Origin of the sequence: Roseburia sp. TF10-5, assembly GCF_003462365.1 — a bacterium.
GTDB lineage: Bacteria > Bacillota > Clostridia > Lachnospirales > Lachnospiraceae > Roseburia > Roseburia faecis.
On record NZ_QTYW01000001.1, the window covers coordinates 225,470 to 247,379 of the forward strand.

20 protein-coding genes are annotated in these 21,910 nt (G+C 43.9%); 1 reads left to right on the forward strand and 19 read right to left on the reverse strand.

Annotation, left to right across the window (positions count from 1 at the left end):
- Nucleotides 1-16 precede the first annotated feature (16 nt).
- The 12 genes from DXD06_RS01200 to rlmH all read right to left on the reverse strand — a co-directional run bounded on the left by DXD06_RS01200 (nt 17) and on the right by rlmH (nt 11,677).
- A complete protein-coding gene (locus DXD06_RS01200) occupies nt 17-1,615 on the reverse strand; it encodes an NAD(P)/FAD-dependent oxidoreductase (RefSeq protein ID WP_117830351.1) in 1,599 nt (532 codons plus the stop codon).
- Nucleotides 1,615-2,853, reverse strand: coding sequence for an NAD(P)/FAD-dependent oxidoreductase (locus DXD06_RS01205; RefSeq protein WP_117830352.1), 1,239 nt, complete (start codon nt 2,851-2,853; stop codon nt 1,615-1,617). The genes DXD06_RS01200 and DXD06_RS01205 overlap by 1 nt, the downstream gene beginning before the upstream one ends.
- A 62-nt stretch (nt 2,854-2,915) precedes the next feature.
- On the reverse strand, nt 2,916-3,272 hold the full coding sequence (locus tag DXD06_RS01210) for a hypothetical protein (RefSeq protein WP_147343598.1): 357 nt from the start codon (nt 3,270-3,272) through the stop codon (nt 2,916-2,918).
- A gap of 51 nt (nt 3,273-3,323) precedes the next feature.
- Complete coding sequence (locus tag DXD06_RS01215) at nt 3,324-4,991, reverse strand: putative polysaccharide biosynthesis protein (RefSeq protein ID WP_117830354.1); 1,668 nt, start codon at nt 4,989-4,991, stop codon at nt 3,324-3,326.
- Between the two features lie 27 nt (nt 4,992-5,018).
- A complete protein-coding gene (locus tag DXD06_RS01220; protein ID WP_158569454.1) occupies nt 5,019-6,113 on the reverse strand; it encodes a DUF3048 domain-containing protein in 1,095 nt (364 codons plus the stop codon).
- A gap of 16 nt (nt 6,114-6,129) precedes the next feature.
- Nucleotides 6,130-6,630, reverse strand: a complete 501-nt coding sequence (gene ybeY, locus DXD06_RS01225) for an rRNA maturation RNase YbeY (protein WP_117830356.1) — start codon at nt 6,628-6,630, stop codon at nt 6,130-6,132.
- Nucleotides 6,627-7,811 carry a hypothetical protein gene (locus tag DXD06_RS01230; protein ID WP_117830357.1) on the reverse strand — a complete coding sequence of 395 codons (1,185 nt, stop codon included), beginning with the start codon at nt 7,809-7,811 and terminating at the stop codon, nt 6,627-6,629. The genes ybeY and DXD06_RS01230 overlap by 4 nt, the downstream gene beginning before the upstream one ends.
- On the reverse strand, nt 7,808-8,809 hold the full coding sequence (locus DXD06_RS01235) for a PhoH family protein (RefSeq protein WP_117830358.1): 1,002 nt from the start codon (nt 8,807-8,809) through the stop codon (nt 7,808-7,810). The genes DXD06_RS01230 and DXD06_RS01235 overlap by 4 nt, the downstream gene beginning before the upstream one ends.
- A complete protein-coding gene (locus tag DXD06_RS01240; protein ID WP_117830359.1) occupies nt 8,796-10,028 on the reverse strand; it encodes a sporulation protein YqfD in 1,233 nt (410 codons plus the stop codon). The genes DXD06_RS01235 and DXD06_RS01240 overlap by 14 nt, the downstream gene beginning before the upstream one ends.
- Nucleotides 10,025-10,258: a YabP/YqfC family sporulation protein gene (locus DXD06_RS01245; RefSeq protein ID WP_022047052.1), complete on the reverse strand. Its 234-nt coding sequence runs from the start codon at nt 10,256-10,258 to the stop codon at nt 10,025-10,027. Before DXD06_RS01245 ends, DXD06_RS01240 begins: the two co-directional genes overlap by 4 nt.
- A gap of 88 nt (nt 10,259-10,346) precedes the next feature.
- Nucleotides 10,347-11,177, reverse strand: a complete 831-nt coding sequence (locus DXD06_RS01250) for a YihY/virulence factor BrkB family protein (RefSeq protein WP_117830361.1) — start codon at nt 11,175-11,177, stop codon at nt 10,347-10,349.
- Between the two features lie 20 nt (nt 11,178-11,197).
- Nucleotides 11,198-11,677 carry a 23S rRNA (pseudouridine(1915)-N(3))-methyltransferase RlmH gene (rlmH, locus tag DXD06_RS01255; protein WP_022047054.1) on the reverse strand — a complete coding sequence of 160 codons (480 nt, stop codon included), beginning with the start codon at nt 11,675-11,677 and terminating at the stop codon, nt 11,198-11,200.
- Between the two features lie 83 nt (nt 11,678-11,760).
- Here rlmH and DXD06_RS01260 point away from each other — a divergent pair, with 83 nt between their 5' ends.
- Nucleotides 11,761-12,336 carry a xanthine phosphoribosyltransferase gene (locus DXD06_RS01260; RefSeq protein WP_022047055.1) on the forward strand — a complete coding sequence of 192 codons (576 nt, stop codon included), beginning with the start codon at nt 11,761-11,763 and terminating at the stop codon, nt 12,334-12,336.
- Between the two features lie 99 nt (nt 12,337-12,435).
- On the opposite strand, the gene DXD06_RS01265 is transcribed toward DXD06_RS01260, so the two are convergent.
- The 7 genes from DXD06_RS01265 to DXD06_RS01295 all read right to left on the reverse strand — a co-directional run bounded on the left by DXD06_RS01265 (nt 12,436) and on the right by DXD06_RS01295 (nt 21,846).
- The gene (locus DXD06_RS01265) at nt 12,436-13,641 is read right to left on the reverse strand and encodes a chitobiase/beta-hexosaminidase C-terminal domain-containing protein (protein WP_158569455.1); all 1,206 of its coding nucleotides are present in this window, start codon (nt 13,639-13,641) and stop codon (nt 12,436-12,438) included.
- Nucleotides 13,642-13,660: 19 nt separating this feature from the next.
- Nucleotides 13,661-14,506, reverse strand: coding sequence for a bifunctional methylenetetrahydrofolate dehydrogenase/methenyltetrahydrofolate cyclohydrolase FolD (gene folD, locus DXD06_RS01270; RefSeq protein ID WP_055261298.1), 846 nt, complete (start codon nt 14,504-14,506; stop codon nt 13,661-13,663).
- A 12-nt stretch (nt 14,507-14,518) separates the two neighbouring features.
- Nucleotides 14,519-16,189 (reverse strand): formate--tetrahydrofolate ligase, encoded by a 1,671-nt coding sequence (locus tag DXD06_RS01275; RefSeq protein ID WP_117830363.1) that lies wholly within the window; start codon nt 16,187-16,189, stop codon nt 14,519-14,521.
- 24 nt (nt 16,190-16,213) lie between these two features.
- Nucleotides 16,214-18,775, reverse strand: coding sequence for a DNA translocase FtsK (locus DXD06_RS01280; protein ID WP_117830364.1), 2,562 nt, complete (start codon nt 18,773-18,775; stop codon nt 16,214-16,216).
- An 82-nt stretch (nt 18,776-18,857) separates the two neighbouring features.
- Nucleotides 18,858-19,526, reverse strand: coding sequence for a ClpP family protease (locus tag DXD06_RS01285; protein ID WP_117830365.1), 669 nt, complete (start codon nt 19,524-19,526; stop codon nt 18,858-18,860).
- 80 nt (nt 19,527-19,606) lie between these two features.
- Nucleotides 19,607-21,058, reverse strand: coding sequence for a glycogen synthase GlgA (glgA, locus tag DXD06_RS01290; protein ID WP_117830366.1), 1,452 nt, complete (start codon nt 21,056-21,058; stop codon nt 19,607-19,609).
- A 59-nt stretch (nt 21,059-21,117) separates the two neighbouring features.
- On the reverse strand, nt 21,118-21,846 hold the full coding sequence (locus DXD06_RS01295; protein WP_055067808.1) for a YebC/PmpR family DNA-binding transcriptional regulator: 729 nt from the start codon (nt 21,844-21,846) through the stop codon (nt 21,118-21,120).
- Between the last annotated feature and the right edge of the window lie 64 nt (nt 21,847-21,910).

A 21,910-nucleotide genomic window follows, 5' to 3' on the forward strand; every position in this document is an offset into this window, starting at 1 on the left:
ACTTTTTTCTCTCTTTCTAATAAACCGGATGATAACGTTTCATCACATCATCAGCCAGACGCAGACCGTCCATCGCTGCCGACATAATGCCTCCCGCATATCCTGCGCCTTCTCCACCCGGATAAATTCCGTGCACACGGCTCTCTCCATTTGTATCCCGCATGATCCGCACCGGAGATGAGGTGCGTGTTTCCATGCCGGAAAGAATCGCATCAGACCGGTCAAACTGCGGAATAATGTTCGAAAAATGTTCCATTCCAAGCAAAAAGGAATGTTCCATGTCCTCTGTCATCAGACCTCTGAGATTTGCAAAGCAGGTCTGCCCTTTTGTCTGGGAATTAAAATCTCCATATCCTTGGCTTGCGATATTCTGCCGGTAATCGCCAAACAGCTGCTGCGGAATCTTTCCGTTTCCCAGCTGATAAGTTTTATGTTCGAGTGTTTCCTGAAAGTGCATGCCATCAAGTGGATCCTGTGCTCCGTAATCGGCAGGGGAAACCGAAACAATAATGGCAGAATTTGCGTTTTTCCCACTTCTGCCCGAATAACTCATACCATTGACACAGGTTTTTTCCTTCATGGAGGAAGCATTTACGACATAACCGCCCGGACACATGCAAAAGGAATATACCCCGCGTCCGTTTGGAAAATTGGACGTCACCTTATAGGGTGCGGCAGGAAGCCGCAGGGCGTTTCTTTTTCCGTTTCCGTACATGGCATCATCGATCATCTGCTGGGGATGTTCCACGCGGAATCCCACGGCAAAATTTTTGGCTTCCATTGGAAGCTGGTGCCGGTGCAGCATCGTAAAGGTATCCCTTGCACTGTGTCCAAGTGCAAGAATGGCAACATCGGCAGGAATCACCGTATCATCCTCCGTCACAAGTGCCTGCAGTGCATTTTCTTTTATCTGAATGTCTTTTAAGCAGGTCTGAAAACGAAACTCCGCACCGTGTTTGATCAGGTAATCCCTCATATTTTTGATCACCTTCGCCAGAATATCGGTTCCGATATGTGGTTTTGCATCATAAAGAATCTCCGATGGTGCCCCAAATTTTACGAATGTTTCGAGTACATAGCGGTTTCTTCCGGATGGATCTTTCACCACCGTGTTTAATTTTCCATCGGAAAAGGTTCCTGCCCCACCTTCTCCAAACTGTACATTGGAATCCGGCTGCAGAATACCGGTTTTCCAGAAGCGTTCAACGTCCGCACTGCGGTCTTCTACCTGTTTTCCACGCTCTAAAATAAGCGGCGCATATCCTGCAAGTGTCAGCTGCCAGGCTGCAAAAAGACCACAGGGACCGGCTCCCACAATCACCGGACGTCGGTTTAAACGCTCATGCCCCATTTCCGAAAAACGGTAACCGGTTTCTGTCACAAGGCTGACGGAAGGCTGATGCAGTTTTTTTACGATGCTGTTTTCCTGACGGATCGTTACATAGATGCAATATACATAAAACAATGACGGCTTTTTCCGTGCATCGAGGGAACGCCGCATCACCTCGTAATGAAATGTTTCTTTCGATGGAATACGAAGTGTTTTTCTGATTTTATCTTCCAGATCTTTTTGGGAATGTCCTACTGGAAGCTTTAACTGATTGATTTTAATCATTATGAACCTACTTTACTTCCTGCGACATGTCCGCTGGACCATGCCCATTGCAAATTATATCCCCCACAGATTCCATCGACATCCAAAAGTTCACCAACGAAATAGATGCCCGGGACAATCCGTGATTCCAGCGTATCTGTGTGGATTTCTTCCGTGTGGATTCCCCCAGTGCACACCTGTGCAGCAGAAAAATCCCTTACCTTTTTTAAGCGGACAGGAAATGTCTGTATCTGTCTGCAGAGCGTTTCGGTCTGTTTTTGGGAAATCCGTTCCGTGTGTTCATGAACCGGAATGCCTGCTGCCTTAAGTATAACCGGAATCAGTTTATGGTTTAAAAGCCCACGAAGTGATTCTGCGACATCCTGTATCCCGGCATCCCGTGAAAATCTGCGCTGCAGTTCCTGCGCAATCATATCTTCGGAAAAATCCGGCAGAAAATTGATGGTAAGCTCTGCCTGTTTTTTCTGATACAGCGCTTTCGAGGCCGGACTGCTGATCTGAAATACCGGAATACCGGAAATCCCGTAATCTGCAAGCTGCAGTTCTCCCCGTTCCTGTTCGCATTTCTGCCCATCTATGTACAAAGACAGGAGTGCGTCCGTGCGGACTCCGGATACTTTGGAAAATTCCATTCCTTCTGCCTCAAATCCACACAGTGCCGGCAAAATCGGCTCAAACCGGTGCCCAAACGATTTTATCAGCGAAATCATGGATCCATCGCTTCCGGATTTCGGTGCAGCACGAAGACCTGTTGCAAAAACAAGATTGTGGGAACAATACGTTCCCATGGATGTCCGTACCTCAAATCCGTATTTTGTCTCACAAAGCTGCCGGATGTCACAGGAAGTGACCAGGGAAACTCCGCTTCGTTTCATTTCCGCGGACAGCGCATCCGCAACGGAAGAAGCCTGTCCGGAGTTTGGGTATACATATCCGTTCTTTTCTTTTGGCCAGATGCCGATCTCCCGAAAAAACGCAAGGGTATCTTCCACTGTAAACTGCTTTAAAATTTCCTGTACCAGTCCGCGGTCTCCGTAATAACACCGGGGAGACATCTTAAGATTTGTAAAATTACATTTTCCGTTTCCGGTTGCCAGAATTTTTTTCCCCGGCTTATCCATATGTTCTAAGACGGTAACGGACAATCCACGTCTTGCGGCCGTAATTGCGGTCATCATGCCGGAAGCTCCGGCGCCAATCACGAGCACATCCTGTTGTTTTGATTTTTTCTTATCCATAGTCCACCTGTCATTTTATCTGTTAAACCAGTTAAATATTTTATCATATGGGTATAAAATATTCAACTCGAATAGCTTTCCAAAAAGTCAAAAAGGCTCTCTTCATCTGCAAATCCAATGCCATTTTCCGCCTGTTTCTGCAGTTTTTGACTTAAATTCTCACTTCGAATCCCAGTTTCCATATATACAGTTTTTCCATCCGGTAAAAAAACAACCAGCCGGCTGTCCTGTGTACGGATAATATAGGCATTTTCCGTTTCTTTGTAAGGAGTTCCGGTCAAAACGGTGTGCTCTGTTTCGGATGCATATTGTTCTTGGGTATTTTTTTTATTTTCTACACCTCTTTTCTGATACCAGATGCCAAAGACCAGCAGCAGAACCAGACAAAGAAGAATGCAGATGCCTGTTTTTTGATTCATATCATCACCTTCTAACAGTAGCATCTGCATTTTATTTCCGTTTTATACCATTTACTTTAATAAATGTAATTTTTTTGCAACCCGGACAATCAGAGTTCCTTTCGGGAATTTTTTAATCTCCTCTTCGGTCAGTCCGTGCAGTAACAGTAAGACAACTGCATATACGATAACCGCTGCAAGAATTGCAAGCATGGCAGATACCGCATTGATTTTTAAGACCGCATAGCTGCCATGATAGACGATATAGGTAATAATTCCCATAATAACCGAGGAAATTCCCGGCACAATAAATGTTTTGTGAATTTCCTGATGATAGCCGCTGTATTTTCGTATTGCCAGCGCATTCATAATACACATTAAAAACGCAAAGAACATATTTGCGATAATGACCGCATAGATATTCATGCGGAAAAACAGCATCAGTATAATCAGTACGATCACATGAGCGACAAGCGAAACCGCTGCATTGATAACCGGAATCTTTAACCGGTCAATGCCCTGCAGCAGTCCGTTTGAAAGCGTAGACATTGCATAAAACACAACCGCCATTGCCCCAACCCACATCATGGTACCTGCCATAGGTGCCGTCTGTGCCGTTCCCGGGAAAAGCAGACGACAGATCGGCTCTCCCAATACAGCAAGTCCTATGGCACAAGGGAAAGAAATCACCATGATAAAACGCATGGCAGAATTGATCTGTTCCCTGACTTTTTTCATATCTTTCTGTGCAAAGGACATCGTCAGTGTCGGCACGCAAGAGGCAGCCATCGCGGAGGCAATGGAAATCGGAACATTGATCAGCAGTTTATATTTTCCAGAAAAAACGCCCCACCATACATCGATCTTGTTTTCAGAGTATCCCTGCAATAACGCAACATTTTTGAAAATACTCTGGTCAATGATACTGCTGATATTGTAAACAGTTGTACTTAAAAGAACCGGAACAATTGTGATAATGAGGATCTTCATGGTATAGGCAAATGGCTCTACCTTAACGCCTTTTTCCCGTTTCATTCTTCGCTTAAAGACATGCATATAAGCAAAAAATACGAAAAGTACAAAAATCAGCGCAGCGACAGATCCAAGGTTCGTTCCCAATGTGCCTCCGGCTGCACCGTATGCAGGCCCGTAATGTTCGGTATCACCGAGAACCGCTCCGATCTTTGTTCCGTAGCGATACAGAACATAAGCTGCCCATACACTGATGATGGCATTAACAATCTGTTCAATGATCTGTGAAATGGCACTTGGCATCATCGTGCCAAGTCCCTGGAAAAATCCACGCAAAACGCCAAGAACCGCAACAACAACCAGTGCCGGTCCTAAGATTTTAAGTGCAAACACACTGTATGGTGTTTTTAAGAGTGTTCCGGTAAAAAATTCTGCTCCGAAAAATACAACAAGCGATGCCACAATTCCCGATACCAGGGCAAAAAGAAGTGCACCTTTTAATACCTGATATACCGACCGGTACTGTCCTTTGGCCGCTTTCGCGGAAACCGTCTTTGACACTGCCTGTGGCAGACTGTAGGATGAAATAATCAAAATCACGTTGTACACGTCAAATGCACAGGCATAATAACTAATTCCTACATCGCCCAGAATATTGTTCAATGGAATACGATACACCAGTCCGATGATTCTGCTTATAATTGACGCGACCGCAAGAATTGATCCCTGAACCAGAAAATTTGTTCCGTTATTCTTTGATTTACCCATCTTCTAACCTCAATGCTTTTGTTTCTTTTATTCCGCGCTGATTTTATTTTGGGATGCACGGCTGTTTTCGACGATCTCTACCCATGTCTTTCCGGGATTTAAAGTAATTTCCTGACCATCCTGTGTATAATAATGTGTAATATCATTTGCGGATGCTCTTTTCCATGTAATCGGGACAGCTTTTCCGTTTGTGATGTACATTCCTGATCCACCGGAAAGATAATCGATATCTAACGTTCCGTTTTTGGAATCTTTCAGGCTGCTGTAACAATTCTGTAAAATGATATTTTTCACAGCAAGCTGTTCTCCGGTAGAACCGTCAATCTGTTTATCACCAAATTCATAGCGGTAATACAGACCATCCGTTTCATTGTATACAAACCAGGGCTTTGCGTCAACATAGTATAAGGATACTTTTTTTGCAGTCTCTCCCTGCTCCAGCAGATTCGGGGAATCTTCCGCTGCAAAACGGTAATGCGATGTATAATTCTCCGGAAGCTTTGTATCATACCCGTATGTCTTCATGGCAGAGGCTAAATTTTCTCCGGTTGTATACAGATTATGCGGTGCCCTGCGGCTATTGTCCCGGTAATAAAAGGCTCCGCCTTTTCCCGTAATTCCATCCACATTGTCAATGAATGAACTATTTAAAACATCAAGTGCATATTTACTTTCGCCTGCATGAAAATAAACCGCCTGAAATTCTTTGGCAAAATACACATAATACAGACGACAGCTTCGCACATTTCCCACTTTTTTGAGGGAAGCATAATCCTGATAAATTGTCATTAGCCGGGTAATGCCGCCTTCCACCGGACATTCATAGATAATATCCGCATTTCCGATTCCATACTGCGGAAGGGTTACGTGCGTGTTTTCTGTCATGACGGCAACCGGACGATTCTTTGCTTTTTTTTCATCCATCCACTCTCCCGTATAGAAACTTCGGACTTCTCCTTCGTGGGTTTCCACCGGTTCCGGCTGATATTCTGTTTCGGCAGTTTCTGCAGGTACATCCTGTGTGGATGAAGGTGTGGGAGCTTCCGATTCTTTACTTTTGCATCCGGCGGATAAAATGGCAATCGCACAGACAACGCCTATCATTTTCCATCTCTTTTTCATAAAACACATCCATTCTTTAATCTCTTACGATATGCATCTCTTCGAGTATCTGTTTTTGTTTGGGTTCCATGATGGCCGCATCTTTCGGATCAATGTGGTCATAACCAAACAGATGAAGCATGCTGTGCACAATCAGAAATGCAAATTCACGCTTCGGACTGTGTCCGTAACTTTGTGCCTGTTCTAACACTTTATCGACCGATATAATAATATCTCCAAGCATGACTTCTCCCGTATCCGGATTAAAATCATCTTCACTCTCCTCTTCCAGAAAAGAAAAATCTCCGGCTTTCTCATAAGAAAGCATCGGGAAAGAAAGAACATCCGTCGGACGGTCGATCTGGCGGTATTCCAGATTGATCCGATGGATTTCTTCATTGTCTGTAAGTGTCAGATTAACTTCTGCTTCATAAGGAAAATTCTCATGGGACAGACAAAAGGCAATCACATCCTCTGCAAGCTTAGCATATGCAAAATTAAACGGTATGTTACATGTTTCTTCTAAATAAAAACTCAACGAAGTAATTCCTCCTTTGCAAGAAATTCACGAATCTTTAAAAATTGGTTCATACTCATTCCGGAATGGTCATAAATTTCACTTGAGGAAAAATCATTCACGGTCTGATAAATTACAATATCACGGTTCCAGACACTTTGTCCCACATTTTGTTCCATCGCTTCCAGACGGATCACAACCGCATCCACCATGTGCACCAGAGCGGATTCCGGTGAAGATGGAAGCTGCTCTTCTCCATAGTATTCTGCCAGAATGGAGATCAGCTCCGCCGGAAAACATAAGGATTCTGCCTTATTGACCGCATTTTTGATATATGGCTCCCCGATCCAGCGCCCCATACGGTAATAAAAACCTCCGGCAAGACATAAGTTCGCCCGGTATCCCACTTCTTTTGCACAGCGGCAGGCAATGTCTGAAACTTTCACTGCGTGGCGGTATTCCACCATGGAAAAATCCTTGAGGGCTTTTACTTCCGAATAATCCTCGGACACGATATCCAGCAGATGGTTTTCAATTTCCTGATCCGCTTCATGAAGCAGCCGGTGAAACAGAAAAGCTGCTGGCAGAAAAGTCAGGAATGCTGTTCCAAAAGCATAAAGCAGCGAATATTTCTGCATTTCTTTCGTTGATAAATAGGAAAACAGTTCCGGAATCATCAGACTGAAAAAGAAAGTCAGAAGGGATACACCCATACGGTATTTTTTTTCTTTTAATGCCTGTGCCAGTACAGCAGCAAGCATTGTAAGCATCATATAAGCAGCAAGGGCATAAAAACTTCCCCCGACAGTCAGTGCCAGCACCAGATCGAAAAACAATCCAAAAGACACCGCCACCATGGAATTTGACACTGCGGTGAGCAGAATCACCGGGATCATCACCGGACGGTAAAATTCCGGAAGATAACTGATCGCATAGATCAATCCCCCACTGACCGTATAGGTAACGGAAAGACGGATAAAGGTTGTCTGTGTGTTTGCCGATATTCCTTTCTGCTTTCGTTCATATTCCAGTTCAAACATGCAGACCAGAAGAAAAATCAGGGTCAGGAAAAACATACTGAGCCATTCATCCGGATACAGGTGGCTTTTGGCACCTAATCCACCCATCACTCCAAAAGTGACAAGCGCGATCACCAGAAGCGATATGACGCGATAGAGGTTTATTGTCTCTTTGGGTTTCATTTTTTCTCCTGTCTGGCAGACTTACGCGCACTCCGGCTGCTCTGTCTGGACTCATAATCATCATAAGCCTGTACAATCTTTTGTACCAGCGGATGTCTGACGACATCTTTGCTTGTTAATTTACAGATTCCGATTTCTTCCACATTTTTCAAAACCCGAAGTGCTACATCCAGCCCGGATTTACTTCCCGGGGCCAGATCTTTTTGCGTGGCATCTCCGGTAATCACAGCTTTCGAGCCGAATCCGATACGTGTCAGAAACATTTTCATCTGTGCCGGTGTGGTGTTCTGTGCCTCATCCAGAATAATAAATGCGTTGTCGAGTGTCCGTCCACGCATATAAGCCAGCGGTGCAACCTCAATCAGACCTTTTTCCATATTTTTCTGAAATGACTCCGCACCCATAATCTGATACAGGGCATCGTATAAAGGGCGCAGATACGGATCTACTTTGCTCTGCAGATCTCCCGGAAGAAATCCGAGTTTTTCTCCCGCTTCAATTGCCGGACGTGTCAGAATGATGCGTCCCACTTCTTCATTCTTAAACGCAGTGATCGCCATGGCCATGGCCAGATATGTTTTTCCGGTTCCAGCAGGGCCCATCCCGAAAACAATCATTTTTTTACGGATATTATCTACATAATCCTTCTGCCCGAGTGTTTTAGGCTTAACCGGCTTTCCCTGTATGGTATGACAGATCACATCTTTATCAATCTCTACCATCTCAGACCCTTTGTGTTCCTGCAAAAGAGCAAGTGCGTAGTTTACATTCTGTTCGCTGATAACATTTCCCCGTTTTGCAAGCTCATACAACTGTTCAAACACTTCCTGTGCGCCGCTTGCGGCAGATGGAGTACCGATAATTTTCAACTGATCATCGCGCACAACAACCGTTACACCCAGTGTCCGTTCTATTTTTTTGATATTGGCATCAAACTGTCCGAAGACATTTGCCATATGTTCCGTTGGTATCCGGAGCGATACTTCATTCAGACTCATTTACAGGTTCCTCTCGTTTCATTTCGGTTGGTACTAAAGTTGTGATTTTTTCACACCCCTTTACCTGACCATAGATATGATAGTTTTTATCTATCTGTTCAATCATAACATTTTTGTCGACAATTCGCACCCCATTTTCTTCCAATTCCGAAAGAAATTGTGAAAAATGTGTCAAAGCAAGCTGTTTTACCTGTTCTTTTGTCAGCATAACGGTCTTTTCCTGCAGCTCAGACGTTGTGATTTCTCCAAAATAAACCGGAAGATAAAAACTGTCCTGCAGGCAAAACTGCCGGGTATCCGTTACAGAACGCTCCGATGCATACTCCGCATGCAAAGCTGGAGTTACCAGACGCCAATTCAGAACCTGTAGAAAATATCGTTTGTGTTTATTACCGGTTTCTTTTTTTTCAGTCATTTTGGAAGAAATCCAGTCCTCATAGGGATGCATCGTATATCCATATACATCGGCATCGGCGCTTTTATAATAGTATTCCCGCACTTCCCCGTTATCATCCAGAATTTCCTGCCGTCCACAGACCAGCACATCGCCTTTTTTCACTTTATCACCCTTTTTCACTTTGGCAAGCCCGCTCCTTGTAATGACCGATGCAATCGTAGCATCCGCAGATGCCGCCAGATCCATACAGGTGCCCTCTGCTTCTTTCGTTTCCTCGTGAGAAGAAATTTTCTCCTGTATCTGTACAACCAGCCGGGTTCCCGTTTCGTATACACTTGCCCAGATCACCGGTTCCAAGTCCTGACGCAGGGACAGCTCCAGTGCATCATTGTCGATTTCCTTTGCCGGCATGCCATAGGTAACGTTGTGTGCACTTAAATATTCCAGAATGGCGTCTTCTCCCAGAGAGGAATTCCCTTTGATTTCAATTCTCCAGATTCTCGTACTGAGCACCCAGACTCCTGCCATGACACACAAAAGGACAAAAATTCCAAGTTTTCTTGCGCGGTATTTCTGCCAGAAAAACGGAAAGCCGATCCTTTTTCTGATGTGGATTCTCGTTTTTGTTTTCCGCAGATATGGACGCAGTTCATACAGATCCTGCAACCGGATATAAAAAGAAACCTGCGTTGGAGAATCCGGCTGTATCTTCCAGAACATAATTTCGTGACGTGCACATAAATTTAAAAAACGGGAAATGTTGCTTCCGCATGCACAAACCAAAAGACTGCCATTGACGAATCGAAGAAACCTTTCTATCATGGCAGAAATGTGATCTCCTGCATATATCCGGAAATTTCGATAAGATCCGCCGAATATTTCCGGATGGACAGACTCCTTCCGACGATCCGGATATGATAGGATTGTGTTGCAATTCCGATCACCTCCGGACAGTATTTTATAATTCCACGGTGGTTAACAATACAAAGTGTACGGTTCCCCTCCATGGAAAGAAGCGGCATCCCCAGGAAAATGTCTTTTGGCAGTTCCATTTGTTCTACGAGATGCTCTGATTTTATTTTGTGTTTGGTTTGATTCGAATGGCTTTTCATACTTCACTATATGAAAAGCGAACCCGTCCTATGTCTCTAAATTCAGGGATCCGTTTCGGTACGCTTCCAAAAATACATTAAATTCTACGGCCATCATCATAATATACATGCAAAAATACAGCCAAAGCATGATCAGGGCAATGGTTGTCAGGCTTCCATACATGGAAAATCCATTAAAATAATCAACATAGATGGAAAGCCCGAAGGAAAAAACATACCATGCAGCTGCACATGCCGTGGCTCCAGGAAGCTGGCTTTTAAAGGTAAGCTTTGTATTCGGAAGTGCGGTAAAAATCACGTCAAAAAACAGGATCAGAAGAAGTAACATGATAAGCCCCCGGAATTTGATTATTATTTTTACGAGATGTGCAATAAACGGAAGATAATCTGCCGCTAAATGCCGCAGACTGTTTCCAAAAACCAGCACAACAAGCGTAAATACAATCGCAACCAGAAAAACAATGGTATAAATAACCGCCCAGAATCGGAGTACAAACCAGTTTCTTGTCTCTTTTAATTCGTGAACCGCATTCAGACCATCTGCCATATATTGAATGCCTTTTGCGGCAGACCATATGGCAATAATTGCCGTGACCGAAATGATTCCCATGGATCTTGTATAGATTTCTTTTACAAGGGTAACCAAAAACGGAGCAACATACTGCGGCATGACTCTTTCTATGATTTCAAATACCATATCCTCCGTGATACTGGTATATTGAAGCATGGAAGAAAACACCATAAGAAACGGAATGATGGATAAAATAATAAAAAAAGCGATCTGTGCGGAATAAGCATTTATTTTGTCTTTCTGGCATTTGGCTAAAAACCGGGTAACCAGACGTATTGCTTTTTGCATACCAAATGATCCTTTCTTCTTTATTTATGATATGGTTCGTGATGCATGATACGGTAAGAACGATAAATCTGTTCCAGCAGAATCACACGCATCAGCTGATGGGGGAATGTCATCTTCGAAAAGCTGAGTCGTGCATCTGCCCGCTTAAGAACCTTGTCGGATAATCCAAGAGATCCTCCGATTACAAAATAAATATGGCTGACTCCGCCAAGCCCGAGTTTTTCAATTTCACGGGAAAGTTCTATCGAATCCGGCTGTTTTCCATCGATCGCCAGCGCAATCACATAGCCGTCCGGGCGGATGGATTTTAAAATACGCTCCCCTTCCCGGTCTTTGACCATGGCAATTTCGGTTTCGCTTGCCTGTTCTTTTGTCTTTTCATCCGCCACCTCCGTAATGGATAACGTACAGTAGCGGCTGAGCCGTTTGGAATATTCCCTGACGGCTTCCGTATAAAATTTTTCCTTTATTTTGCCTACGCAGATAATTGTTATTTTCATGTTGTTATTTTACTATATTTCTCTGTAAATTTGTAGTGAAAAATGATATACTGTAATCAACAAATACAAGAGAGGTAACGAAATTGAAAGAATTACAGGAAAGAATTAAAAAAGATGGAATTGCTGTCAATGAAGATATCTTAAAAGTAGACAGTTTTATCAATCATCAGGTAGATCCGGTACTGATGCAGCACATCGGGGAAGCTTTTGCGGAGCACTTCAAAGATCAGGGCATCACAAAGGTTGCAACCATTGAAAGTTCCGGCATTGCTCCGGCTCTTATGACAGCTATGTGCATGGGTCTTCCTATGATTATCTTAAAAAAACAGCCTTCTAAGATTTTAAACGACAATCTGTTCCAGACAGAGGTCACTTCCTTTACCAAAGGAACAAGTTATGAACTGACGCTTTCTTCTAAGTTTGTCTCAGAAAAAGATCATGTCCTGATCATTGATGATTTTCTGGCAAACGGAGAAGCAGCTACCGGAGCCATCCGTCTGATCCGCAAAGCGCACGCTACCATTGCAGGTGTAGGCGTCCTGATCGAAAAAGCATTTCAGCCGGGACATGAAAAACTGGTTTCTCAGGGATTTGATGTGTATCCCCTTGCAAGAATCAGCCATATGGCAAAAGATGAGATTGAATTTCTGGAAGATTAAACCACCTCTTCCACAACAGGGAGTGTTGATATGTCCATGCAGTTATAAAGCATCGGCAATCACACTCCCTGTTTGATTTTTAACAATTTCTATATTATTTTATTCTTCTGCATTGTCTGCAGGATCATCTATATCATCTTCTGCTGTATAGTCCTGTGAATAATAAATAAAATTTCCTCTATATACATCCGAACTTAATTTCGTCGTATGATCAATGATCACAACCGAAAGAATATTGTTTCCTTCCGGAACTTTGATCGGCTGCGTATAAAGATGACTGGCAGCAGTCGGCGTACTTCCGTCCCAGGTATAGTAAGCACTGCAGCCGCCCGGAACGGTAATCGTTACGGAAGTTTCCACGCCGAAATCTCCACCGTCCGGAGAAACAATCGGTTCATCCGGTGCCGGGATGGAAATTTTATAGTTTGCTTCTGTTACCTCACTGTAAACTCCCTTTTCGTTTTTACATACCGCTTTTACGGTATAGGTTTTATTATTTTCATCCAGTTTCACAGGTTCTGTGTATCGCAATCCGCGTTCTTTTGGATCTGACCCGTCTACCGTATAATAAATTTCATAGCCTTTTGTGGAAAGCATCTGTAGTATCTGGGCATTTTCAAAACTTCCGCTCTTTAAACTGAACTGTGGTCCCTCTACCTGATAATCGGCGAAAAGATCTTTCAGACTGTCATCCACAGCCTCGGAGAGAGAAAGTATGGCATCGGTATTGTTCTGCTTCTCATAAATGGCAATCAGTCCTTTGCATGCCTGACGATTTTTCCTGTCCGCACGGATCACTTCCTGATATAAAACAAGTGCCGAATCATAATCGTTTTCTTCGGTATACAGTTTTGCCAGAGCCAGCCGGACTTCAATACTGTTTTTATCCAATGCCAATGCATTTTCATAGCAGGCAATTGCATTTTTGGTATCTCCGGCTTTTTGTGCTTTCTCTGCCAGTCCCACCTGGTAATCGAAGGAATTGGCATGATTGGAACGGATTGCTGCTCCAAGAATTAACAGGGCAAAAATAAGCACGCATACGATTCCGAGAACCAGGAAGATAATTTTTTTCTGGCGTGGGTCGAGGTGTTTTTTCCCCGGATGTTTTGTCTCTGCAGGTGCCGGTTTTTTATTTCTGTCCGGTCTGGAACCTGAAATCTTTTGGGATTCTTCCGTAAGAACCTGATTCAGATAATCATCATCGTAAATATTGTAGTCCGGCACAATCTGTACGGCTTTCCCGCATTTTGGACAGTACAGACTCCCCTCTTTTAATTCCTCACCGCAATAAATACACTTCATCATCTATCCCCTATCTGTTTTATGAATAAAGTTTCATGGCATCTACACAGTTATGCATGAGCATCGCAATTGTCATCGGTCCAACACCACCCGGAACCGGTGTAATATAAGAAGCGATCTGCTCTGCCTCTTCGAAACGGACATCCCCGCACAGCTTATTTTCTTCATTTCTGTGAATTCCGACATCGATGACAACCGCTCCTTCTTTGATATAATCGGCACCGATATAACGTGGTTTTCCAATGGCCACAATCAGAATATCCGCCTCTTTGCAGATTTCTTTGAGATTTTCGGTCCGTGAATGACAGATCGTAACCGTTGCATTTTCCCGAAGCATCAGAAGCGCCATCGGTTTTCCGACAATGTTGCTTCTTCCGATTACCACACAGTGCTTTCCGGCAATTTCAATATTGCTGCGTTTTAACAGCTGGATAATACCGGCGGGCGTGCAGGAGACAAATCCTTTTTTCCCAACCACAAGTGCACCGACATTCTGCGGGTGAAAACCATCGACATCTTTTTGCGGATCAATTGCCTGGATCACATGATCTTCGCAGATATGTTTCGGGAGTGGAAGCTGGCACAGAATTCCATGAACATCTGGATTGTCATTTAGTTTCTGAATCAATGCAAGCAGTTCCTCTTCCGTGGTTTCTTCCGGAAGTTCATACGAAAGCGACTCTATTCCAATATATGCACAGGCTTTCTTTTTATTTCTGACATATACGCTGGATGCCGGATCTGCGCCCACCTGAATGACAGCAAGTGCACATTTTTTTCCCTGTGCCGCATATGCTGCAACTTCTGTCTTTAATTCTTCTTTGATTTCCGCTGAAATCTTCTTTCCATCTATGATCTTTGCCATGTCCTTATCTCCTTAGAACAATCCTGTGATTACACCGTCATCATTGACATCAATTCCGTAAGCTGCCGGTTTCTTTGGCAGACCCGGGAGCGTCATGATCGAACCGTTGACAGCAACGACAAAGCCGGCACCGGCAGAAACATATACTTCCCGGACATTGATCTTAAATCCGGTCGGTCTTCCGAGTTTCTTCGCATCATCCGACAGGGAATACTGTGTCTTTGCCATACATACCGGGAAGTTTGCCATACCCAGATCCGTAATTCGTTTCAGTTCCCGCTCCGCTGCCGGAGAATAGGTAACTCCATCGGCACCGTAAATTTCTTTTGCAACCGTCTCGATCTTTTCTTTCAGTCCAAGATCATCACTGTAGAGTGTATGGAAATGGCTTTCTTTCTTTTCAAGTGTCTCGAGAATTTTGTTTGCCAGAGCAATTCCACCCTCTCCGCCTTTTTCCCATACTTTTGCCAGAGCAAATTCACAGTCATGCTCTTTGCAGAACTGTTCTACATAAGCGGTTTCTACCTCTGTATCCGAAACAAATGCATTCAATGTGACAACGACCGGCACACCGAATTTCTGAAGGTTTTCAATATGTTTCTCCAGATTGACAATTCCTTTCTTTAATGCCTCAAGGTTTTCATTGGATAATTCATCCTTCAAAACTCCGCCATTATATTTTAATGCACGGATCGTCGCAACGAGTACCACTGCATCCGGATGAAGCCCTGCCTTCCGGCACTTGATATCAAAGAATTTTTCTGCACCTAAATCCGCACCGAATCCTGCCTCGGTAATTACATAATCGGCAAGTTTTAAAGCAGTTGTGGTAGCACGCACGCTGTTACATCCATGTGCGATATTGGCAAATGGTCCTCCGTGAACGAGCGCCGGTGTATGCTCCAGTGTCTGGATCAGATTCGGCTTTAACGCATCTTTTAACAGAGCTGCCATAGATCCGACTGCTTGCAGATCTTCTGCAGTTACCGGCTTGCCGTCAAACGTATATGCCACGATAATCCGTCCCAGACGTCTCTTTAAATCTTTCATATCTTCGGCAAGGCATAAAATCGCCATAATTTCGGATGCTACCGTGATTACGAAATGATCCTCACGCACCATTCCGTCCATTTTATTTCCAAGTCCCACAACCACATTACGAAGGACACGGTCATTCATATCCAGACAGCGTTTCCATACCACCTGTCTTGGATCAATCCCAAGCGTATTTCCCTGCTGGATATGGTTGTCCAAAAGAGCTGCCAGCAGATTATTTGCAGAAGTAATTGCATGAAAATCCCCTGTAAAATGAAGATTTAAATCCTCCATCGGAACAACCTGGGAATATCCACCACCTGCGGCACCGCCTTTAATTCCGAAACATGGTCCAAGGGAAGGCTCACGCAACGCAATCATTGCTTTTTTTCCAAGTTTTGCAAATGCCTGACCCAATCCCACGGTGACTGTCGTTTTTCCTTCTCCTGCTGGTGTTGGATTGATGGCGGTCACCAGAATCAGTTTTCCGTCCGGATTGTTGTGGCTTCGTGCAATCAGTTCATCGGAAATCTTCGCTTTGTACTTTCCGTACAATTCCAGATCTTCTTCTTCAATTCCAATTGTTGCGGCTACCTCTTTGATTGGCTGCAATGTTGCTTCCTGTGCAATTTGAATATCTGTCTTCATAATTTTCTCCTCCTGAAATGTTTTTTATAAATCCTCTTTTACTGCCTGTAATTCTTCGGAAGTCATCAGAACTTTCCGCGGTTTCGTTCCTTCCTCCGGTCCAACGATACCAGCTTCTTCCAACTGGTCCATAATACGGGCAGCACGGTTGAATCCCACTTTTAAATATCTCTGCAGCATACCTATGGATGCTTTTTCCTTATCTACGATAATCTGTGCTGCTTCATCAAAATATGCATCCCTGCCGTCATCCTGCGCATCCGCATCGGAGATAGACACGGTGGTACCGCCGGATGATGCCTGCATACTGTCCACTTTCTGTACAATTTCTTCGTTATATGATGCAGTTTCATTTTGTTCTTTGATAAATTCCACAACATCGGAAACTTCTTTATCGGAAACAAATGCTCCCTGTACACGAATCGGTTTCGGTGCCCCCTGCGGGTGGAACAGCATATCTCCTTTTCCAAGAAGCTTTTCTGCGCCATTCATATCCAGAATCGTCCGGGAATCCGTACCCGAAGTCACCGAAAATGCAATCCGGCTCGGCATATTTGCTTTGATCAGACCGGTGATGACATTCACCGATGGACGCTGGGTTGCAATCACCAGATGAATCCCCGCCGCTCGTGCCAGCTGTGCCAGTCGGCAGATGGCCTCTTCCACGTCATTGGAAGCTACCATCATAAGATCTGCAAGCTCGTCCACAATGATCACAATCTGTGGCATCTTTTGCGGGCGCTCCTGCCCTTCCGGTACTTCAATGGAATCTACCTTTGCGTTGTATCCATTGATTTCACGCACATTTGCCTCCGCAAATTTTTCATATCGTTCCGTCATTTCCGCAACTGCCCAGTGCAAAGCACCGGATGCTTTTTTCGGATCGGTTACAACCGGAATCATCAGGTGCGGAATTCCGTTGTAGACACTTAACTCTACTACTTTCGGATCAATCATGATCAGCTTTACTTCATCCGGTCTCGCCTTATATAAAATACTCATGATAATCGTATTAATGCAGACGGATTTACCCGAGCCGGTTGCACCGGCGATCAGCAGATGCGGCATCTTTGCAATATCGGTTACTTTTGTTTTCCCGGAAATATCTTTTCCAACTGCAAAACTGATCTTGGACTTTGCCGTCTGAAATTCCGGCGATTCGATCAGGTCACGGAAAGCAACCATAACATTTTCTTTGTTCGGAACTTCAATTCCTACCGCTGCTTTTCCCGGAATCGGCGCCTCGATACGGATATCCGCAGCTGCCAGATTGAGTTTGATATCGTCGGTCAGCCCGACAATCTTGCTCACCTTCACACCCATTTCCGGCTGAATTTCATATCTTGTCACTGCCGGTCCGCAGCTGATGTTGGTAACGGTGACATTGACCCCGAAGTTCTTTAACGTCTGCTGCAGCTTATCCGCAGTTTCCCGCAACTGATGTTCAGTATTGGCAGACTTTTTCCCTTCTCCCTTTTTCAACAGATCTATGGATGGAAAAACATATGCTTTGTCCGGTTTGTGTTCCAAACCCGACGTCTCCATTTCCTGTGCTACTTTCTGTACTTCGTTTTGGATTTCCTGTTCGTTTTTCTTTTTTTGTGTTTTTTCTGCCGGCTTTAATACGTCTTTGGCCGGTGCCAATCCTGCAATATGTTCCGGAACCGGTGCCGCCTGCGACGGTTCCGGTGGAAAAGTATCCGGCATAAAATCCCCCGAAATCTCCGGCTGTATTTCTGCCGCGGGTTCTTCTAAAACCGCCACTGGTGCCGGAGAAGAAATTTTTTCCGGCATCGGAGCTACTGTGGTATCCGGCATCATATCAAATGCAGGTGCCGACAGTTCTCCCATTTCATCCGATTTTCTCTTTTTATTTTTTTTGCCTTTTTCTTCAATCCGTGTATCGATGGATACTCCGGACACTTTATGATCCATGCGGCGTTCTTTCCGCTCCTGTGCACGGTATTCCCTGTATTCCCGATACTTTTCATTGCTTTCCTTTGCGGATTCATAGACCTTTTTGCCGCCTTTTTGCATTCCACGCAATGCCGAACGCTCTGTAATCAGTACCATACAGACGATCAGCACGATAATGTCAATAATAAAAGACCCGATCAGTCCAAATGCCTGACACATGTAATAAGCCAGACATCCGCCGATGATGCCGCCACCGGTATGCCGTTCTGCACAATATGTATATGCGTCAAGTGGATGGATCCGGTCGTTTCCATTCATGGCCAGTCCCATAAATGTACATAAAAAGACCAAAAATACAATTGCCGCAATCAATTTTACGGCTGCCAGCTTATTTCCACGGTTCGATACCGCAAAAAAACTGCCCACAAGAAGCAGCACCGGAAGAACATATGCCATAAGTCCGAACATACCAAAAAGAAAGCCGCTGACGGTTTTGCCAACGGCTCCTCCGAATCCCAGATTACTGATAAAAAGCAGCAGCGCAGCTGCAACAACAATCCACAACGTTACTTCCACGCGAAATGCCTGTGCTTTCTCCATTTCCGCCATACGCTCTTTTTTTGTCTGTGTTTTTCTTTTATTTGATGATTTACGGTTTCCCGCAGCCATTGGACACACTCCTTCATACAAAACTCCTTTTATTTTATCATATTTACACCAGAATGTCACCCATCAGCTTTTTTAATTATTTTTAATTATTTTCCCCTATCAGCTGATACAGCTTTGCAAATGCATCCGAAATTCCCCCGACAGCATCAATAATGCCTTCTGACACTGCCTGTTTCCCGACAAGAATCGTACCGAGATCCTTGGTCAGCATCTGCGTATTCATCATCATTTCTGTCATCCGTTCCTCCGAAACGTGACAATGGGAAGCCACGAATCCGGCAATCCGATCCTGCATCTGTTTAAAGTAATCATATGTCTGTTTTGCCCCGATCACGGTTCCACTCATCCGTACCGGATGGATCACCATGGTTCCGCTCGGAACAATAAAAGAGTAATCTGTGGAAACGGCCAGCGGAACACCGATGGAATGGCTCCCACCAAGCACTAAAGAAACGGTAGGTTTCGAAAGCGACGCGACCATTTCCGCAATCGCAAGTCCGCTCTCCACATCTCCACCCATGGTATTGAGCAATAACAAAACGCCATTTACACTCTCATCGTCCTCAATCGCTGCCAGACGTGGCAGGACATGTTCATATTTTGTCGTTTTTGAAGTTGACGGAAGACATTCGTGTCCTTCAATTTCTCCGATAATTGATAACAGATAAATGGTTGTATTTCTCCGGTCTGCATGTAACATTGCCTGTCCGAATTCAATAATGTCATCATTTTCTTTTTTGGTATCTCCCATTGTTTTTTCACCTTTGCCATTCATAAAAATAAGAACGGATACAAATGTATCCGTTCTTATCTTATGAATTATTTTCTGTTTTATTCACCGAGAAGATAATTATACAGTCCCTCATAGCGGAATTTTGACGCATTCCATGAAAAATCATTTGCCATTCCACGGTCTACCATCTGGTTCCACTGGCGCTTGCGGTCATAGAAAATATGCTTGGAATAATTAATCACCTGCAGCATTTCGTCAGCGTTGTAATTTGTAAAGGAAAATCCATCTCCACTGTTATCATATTCATTGTAAGCCTGAACCGTGTCTTTTAATCCTCCGGTTTCTCTTACAATCGGGACGGTTCCATACCGGAAAGAAATCATCTGTGTCAGACCACACGGCTCAAAGCGGGAAGGCATTAAGAACGCATCCGCTGCCGCATAAAGCTTGTGTGCCAGATCATCAGAGTAACAGATATTTGCAGAAACCCGGTTCGGATATTTCCATGCGTAGTGCCGGAACATATTCTCATACTGTGGTTCCCCGGTTCCGATGACTACCAGCTGGGTAAATTCATCTACCAGTCCGTCCATGACGGCATTGATCAGATCCAGCCCCTTTTGATCGGTCAGACGGGAAATGAGTCCGATCATGTATTTCTTCTTATCTACTTCCAGACCAAGTTCTTCCTGCAGCCGTTCCTTGTTCACATACTTCTTTTTCCGGAAACTGGACGCATCATAATTCATGTAAATCTTGGAATCGGTCTGCGGATTGTAAGTTGTATAATCAATTCCGTTTACAATTCCCTGCATGTCAAAATGACGTGCAGACAACAGTCCGTTTAATCCTTCACCGTAATATTCGGTCTGAATTTCCTGTGCATAGGTATCGCTGACGGTAGTAATATAATCTGCATAAACAAGTCCGCCCTTTAACATATTTGCATCTTTATTAAATTCCAGCTTATCCGGAACAAACAGATCACTTGAGAATCCCGTAAGTCCCTTCATGGTTTTTACATCCCAGATTCCCTGGAACTTCAGATTATGTATGGTCATAATCGACCGGATGCCCCAGAAGAAAGAATCCGCCTGAAATTCGTTCTTTAAATAAACAGGAATCAGTCCGGCCTGCCAGTCATGACAGTGAATGATATCCGGGCGGAAACCGATCAGCGGAAGCATGGACAATACCGCTTTGTCGAAGAACGTGAATTTTTCAATATCATAGCGCATATCTCCATACGGTACGAAACAGTTAAAATACTCCTGATTATCAATGAAATAATAGGTGACTCCATCCAGTTTATATTGTAAAACCCCTACATATTTACTTGGAATATAAGAACCGCATGCCATATAAAAATGGGTCACATACTCAAACTGACTGCGGTATTTTTCCGGAATACAGCTGTAATTCGGAATAACAACACGCACATCCCAATCCTTATGATCAAATGTTTTAGGCAAAGCCCCACATACATCAGCAAGTCCTCCTGTTTTAATAAAAGGAACACATTCTGATGCTGCAAATAAGATTTTCTTCATACCTGCCTCCTAATTTAAAACCCTGTTTTGCGTATGACGCATTTTTACAGTATGTAATTTTACTCTTCCCAGTTGTGATATACTTCCTGAACATCATCATCGTCATCCAGGAAATCAAGAATTCTTCCGATATTTGTAATATCAGCCTCATCGGTCAGCGTCACATATGTCTGTGGAATCATGGTTACTTCCGCAGATGCCATCGGAATGTTCTGCTCTTCAAGTGCCTTATGTACCGCATCAAAATCTTCCGGAGCGGTAGTGATCTCAAAGCTGTCATCCGCATCGGAAAAATCTTCTGCACCTGCATCAAGTGCAAGCATCATCAGATCATCACCATCCATATCACATTCTTCTTTGTCAATGATAATCTGTCCTTTTTCATCGAACATATAGGATACACATCCCTGTGTACCGATACTTCCCTGTCCCTTGGTAAATGCATTACGCACATTGGCTGCTGTACGATTCTTATTATCCGTCAGGCACTTTACAATAATTGCTGTGCCGCTTGGTCCATATCCCTCATACGTTGTTGTCTCGTAATTAACACTGTTTCCATCGCCTGCCGCTTTTTTGATACCGCGCTCGATGGTATCATTCGGCATATTGTTTGACTTTGCCTTTGCGATTACCTGTGCAAGTTTGAAATTATTTGCCGGATCCGGACCACCCTCTTTTACCGCAACAGCAATTTCTCTACCGATCATGGTAAAGATCTTTCCCTTTGCTGCATCATTTTTTTCTTTTTTGTGCTTGATATTCGCAAATTTGGAATGTCCTGACATTGTTAAAATCCTCTTTTCTAAATTGTATTCTATCCTGTAACCATCCATACTTCATGTCATTCGT

What these genes read in the sequence shown, in the direction of transcription:
- DXD06_RS01265 (WP_158569455.1), bottom strand. Translation starts at nt 13,641, where the DNA reads ATGAAGTGTATTTATTGCGGTGAGGAATTAAAAGAGGGGAGTCTGTAC.
- DXD06_RS01235 (WP_117830358.1), bottom strand. Translation starts at nt 8,809, where the DNA reads ATGAGTCTGAATGAAGTATCGCTCCGGATACCAACGGAACATATGGCA.
- DXD06_RS01285 (WP_117830365.1), bottom strand. Translation starts at nt 19,526, where the DNA reads ATGGGAGATACCAAAAAAGAAAATGATGACATTATTGAATTCGGACAG.
- DXD06_RS01240 (WP_117830359.1), bottom strand. Translation starts at nt 10,028, where the DNA reads ATGATAGAAAGGTTTCTTCGATTCGTCAATGGCAGTCTTTTGGTTTGT.
- DXD06_RS01210 (WP_147343598.1), bottom strand. Translation starts at nt 3,272, where the DNA reads ATGAATCAAAAAACAGGCATCTGCATTCTTCTTTGTCTGGTTCTGCTG.
- DXD06_RS01295 (WP_055067808.1), bottom strand. Translation starts at nt 21,846, where the DNA reads ATGTCAGGACATTCCAAATTTGCGAATATCAAGCACAAAAAAGAAAAA.
- DXD06_RS01275 (WP_117830363.1), bottom strand. Translation starts at nt 16,189, where the DNA reads ATGAAGACAGATATTCAAATTGCACAGGAAGCAACATTGCAGCCAATC.
- DXD06_RS01215 (WP_117830354.1), bottom strand. Translation starts at nt 4,991, where the DNA reads ATGGGTAAATCAAAGAATAACGGAACAAATTTTCTGGTTCAGGGATCA.
- DXD06_RS01280 (WP_117830364.1), bottom strand. Translation starts at nt 18,775, where the DNA reads ATGGCTGCGGGAAACCGTAAATCATCAAATAAAAGAAAAACACAGACA.
- glgA (WP_117830366.1), bottom strand. Translation starts at nt 21,058, where the DNA reads ATGAAGAAAATCTTATTTGCAGCATCAGAATGTGTTCCTTTTATTAAA.
- DXD06_RS01250 (WP_117830361.1), bottom strand. Translation starts at nt 11,177, where the DNA reads ATGCAAAAAGCAATACGTCTGGTTACCCGGTTTTTAGCCAAATGCCAG.
- rlmH (WP_022047054.1), bottom strand. Translation starts at nt 11,677, where the DNA reads ATGAAAATAACAATTATCTGCGTAGGCAAAATAAAGGAAAAATTTTAT.
- DXD06_RS01220 (WP_158569454.1), bottom strand. Translation starts at nt 6,113, where the DNA reads ATGAAAAAGAGATGGAAAATGATAGGCGTTGTCTGTGCGATTGCCATT.
- DXD06_RS01200 (WP_117830351.1), bottom strand. Translation starts at nt 1,615, where the DNA reads ATGATTAAAATCAATCAGTTAAAGCTTCCAGTAGGACATTCCCAAAAA.
- DXD06_RS01245 (WP_022047052.1), bottom strand. Translation starts at nt 10,258, where the DNA reads ATGGAACTGCCAAAAGACATTTTCCTGGGGATGCCGCTTCTTTCCATG.
- DXD06_RS01205 (WP_117830352.1), bottom strand. Translation starts at nt 2,853, where the DNA reads ATGGATAAGAAAAAATCAAAACAACAGGATGTGCTCGTGATTGGCGCC.
- DXD06_RS01230 (WP_117830357.1), bottom strand. Translation starts at nt 7,811, where the DNA reads ATGAAACCCAAAGAGACAATAAACCTCTATCGCGTCATATCGCTTCTG.
- folD (WP_055261298.1), bottom strand. Translation starts at nt 14,506, where the DNA reads ATGGCAAAGATCATAGATGGAAAGAAGATTTCAGCGGAAATCAAAGAA.